This window comes from Mycobacterium sp. (genome assembly GCF_049281135.1).
In the GTDB taxonomy this organism is placed as follows: Bacteria; Actinomycetota; Actinomycetes; order Mycobacteriales; family Mycobacteriaceae; genus Mycobacterium.
The window spans coordinates 1-2,712 of the sequence record NZ_JBAPRN010000444.1; the positions used below are offsets into that span (position 1 = coordinate 1).

At 64.2% G+C, this 2,712-nt stretch carries 3 protein-coding genes; all 3 read left to right on the top strand.

The genetic code is table 11. From position 1 onward, the window contains the following. The first annotated feature begins 131 nt into the window (after positions 1–131). The 3 genes from sodC to WAN02_RS18020 are packed head-to-tail and all read left to right on the top strand — an operon-like array spanning position 132 to position 2,549. Positions 132–758 carry a superoxide dismutase[Cu-Zn] gene (gene sodC, locus WAN02_RS18010; protein ID WP_422265610.1) on the top strand — a complete coding sequence of 209 codons (627 nt, stop codon included), beginning with the start codon at positions 132–134 and terminating at the stop codon, positions 756–758. A gap of 25 nt (positions 759–783) precedes the next feature. Further along, positions 784–1,893 (top strand): glutamate--cysteine ligase, encoded by a 1,110-nt coding sequence (locus tag WAN02_RS18015; RefSeq protein WP_422265612.1) that lies wholly within the window; start codon positions 784–786, stop codon positions 1,891–1,893. Then, positions 1,893–2,549 carry an LON peptidase substrate-binding domain-containing protein gene (locus WAN02_RS18020; protein ID WP_422265611.1) on the top strand — a complete coding sequence of 219 codons (657 nt, stop codon included), beginning with the start codon at positions 1,893–1,895 and terminating at the stop codon, positions 2,547–2,549. The genes WAN02_RS18015 and WAN02_RS18020 overlap by 1 nt, the downstream gene beginning before the upstream one ends. Positions 2,550–2,712: the final 163 nt, after the last annotated feature.

Consider the following 2,712-nt stretch of genomic DNA (forward strand, 5'->3'; position numbering starts at 1 on the left):
TCCCGCTCCTCCGCGGGTCGTTCCGACCCGCATCCTCGCCGGGATAGGCTTTCCCCAAGCTTAAGCCCGCCAGCAGCCGCAAAATTGTCGCCGCTACCCCACATTTTCCCCTCGTCGCTTCCGTCGCGCTGATGAGCGCGTGCAAGCCGAATCAACCGCCGGCGACTTCGCCCGGCACGCAGCCGCCGATCTGGACCGGCTCACCGGCGCCGTCGAGTGCCGAGCCGACCGGTCAGCAGGGCGGAACAGACAGCCTGACCACGCAGCTGAACGGACCGACCGGCACCAAGATCGCCACGGCCAAGTTCGAGTTCAACCCGGGCTACGTGACGATCACCATCGAGACCGCCGGAACAGGTCAGCTCAGCCCCGGCTTCCACGGTGTCCACGTTCATTCGGTGGGCAAGTGCGAGGCCAATTCGGTGGCGCCGACCGGGGGGGAGCCAGGCGACTTCTTGTCCGCCGGCGGGCACTTCATGGCGCCCGGTCACGAGCACGGAAGCGGCGACCTGACCTCGCTGCAGGTCCGCAAGGATGGTGGGGCGTTGCTCGAGACCACCACCGACGGGTTCACCAAGGCTGACCTGTTGGCCGGCGCAGGCACCGCGATCGTCATCCACGCCGGCGCCGACAACTTCGGCAACATCCCGGCGGACCGCTACAACCAGGTCAACGGCACACCCGGACCCGACCAGACGACAATGTCGACTGGCGACGCCGGCAAGCGGGTGGCGTGCGGTGTGATCGGATCCGGTTAGTTCCTCGTCCGACAGGGGTACCGCTATCAGGGTGAACTTCGCGTCCTCACCCCGCCCGACGCTGGGAGTCGAATGGGAGTTCGCGCTTGTCGACGCCCAGACGCGCGACCTGAGCAACGAAGCCACCGCAGTTTTCGCCGAGATCGGCGAAAACCCCCGTGTGCACAAGGAATTGCTGCGCAACACGGTTGAAGTCGTCACCGGCATCTGCGACAGCACGGCGCAGGCGATGGAAGATCTGCAGTCCACGCTGAACGCTGTGCTGCCGATTGTTCGGCAGCGGGGCATGGAGTTGTTCGGCGCTGGCACCCATCCGTTCGCGAGTTGGTCGTCGCAGAAACTCACCGATGCACCGAGATACGCCGAGCTGATCAAGCGCACTCAGTGGTGGGGCCGCCAGATGCTCATCTGGGGAGTGCACGTGCATGTGGGGGTATCGTCGCCGGACAAGGTGATGCCGGTCATGTCGTCGTTGCTCAACTGGTATCCGCATCTGCTGGCGCTCTCTGGGTCGTCGCCGTGGTGGGTGGGCGATGACACCGGGTACGCCAGTAACAGGGCGATGATGTTCCAGCAGCTGCCGACGGCCGGTCTGCCGTTTCAGTTCCAAAAGTGGAGCCAATTCGAGGGTTTCGTCCACGATCAGAAGAAAACGGGCATCATCGAGGACGTCAATGAGGTGCGTTGGGACGTGCGGCCGTCACCGCACAACGGAACCCTCGAGGTGCGGATCTGCGACGGCGTGTCCAATGTTCACGAGCTCGGCGCGCTGGTGGCGTTGACCCACTGTTTGGTAGTCGATCTCGAGCGTCGACTCGATGCCGGTGAAGACTTGCCGAGCATGCCGCCGTGGCACAACCAGGAAAATAAATGGCGCGCCGCCCGTTACGGGTTGGACGCGATCATCATTCTGGACGCCGATAGCAACGAACGGTTGGTCACCGAAGACCTCGACGATGTGTTGACTCGACTGGAACCCGTTGCCAAATCCCTGGATTGCGTCGACGAGCTGGCCGCGGTAGCCGACATTCCCAAACGCGGAGCGTCGTATCAACGGCAGCGACGGGTCGCCGAGGAACACGACGGAGATCTGCGCGCTGTGGTCGACGCGCTAGTCGGCGAATTGGAGATCTGATGGAGCCCACAGCCGAATTCGGCCGTCTGCCAATGTTTCCGCTGCAATCGGCGTTCCTGCCCGGCGAGGATTTGCCCTTGCAGATCTTCGAGCCCCGTTATGCCGAGTTGGTGCGGGACTGTATGCGTGACAACAACCCTAGGTTTGGTGTGGTGCTGATCTCGCAGGGTCGCGAGGTTGGTGGAGGCGACGTGCGCTGCGATGTCGGGACGGTGGCCAGGATCACCGAATGCGTCGAGATCGCCGGCTCCGGCAGGTTCGTCCTGAACTGCCGGACGGCCGAACGAATCAAGGTGTGCGAGTGGCTGCCAGACAACCCGTACCCGCGGGCCGTCGTCGAGGAGTGGCCCGACGAGCCCGGAAAGCCGGTGAGTGGCGGCCAATTGGAGGAGCTCGAAGACCGGATGATGGCACTATTCGAGCGCATCGCCAACGCCCGCGATCTCCCCGTGCCGGATCGGGAGGAAGTGCTCGGCGTCCGCGCCGACACCGACGAGCCCGGCGAACGGTTGTACGCGTTGGCATCTCGTATACCGATCGGGCCAGCTGACCGCTACGCCGTGCTGGCGGCGCCGACGGCCGCCGAACGGTTGACGGCGCTGAACGAGGCAGTGGATTCCGTCGCCGCGGTGATCGAATTTCAGCTCTCCGAATAACAGCGGCGCGGTGTGTGCAACCGCCCCTCGACAAAGACGTTGCGTGGCGCCAGGTCCTTGATGGCGTGATCCGGTGGCCGGTCGTAGCGTTGCATCAAGTTCAATGTCTCGATGGCGGTGACAGCCCAGCCACGTTCGGTCAGCCATGGCCGAAGGTCGGTGC

Bases quoted from the DNA above. Each gene is read 5' to 3' on its own strand.
- sodC (WP_422265610.1), top strand. From the start codon at position 132: ATGAGCGCGTGCAAGCCGAATCAACCGCCGGCGACTTCGCCCGGCACG.
- WAN02_RS18020 (WP_422265611.1), top strand. From the start codon at position 1,893: ATGGAGCCCACAGCCGAATTCGGCCGTCTGCCAATGTTTCCGCTGCAA.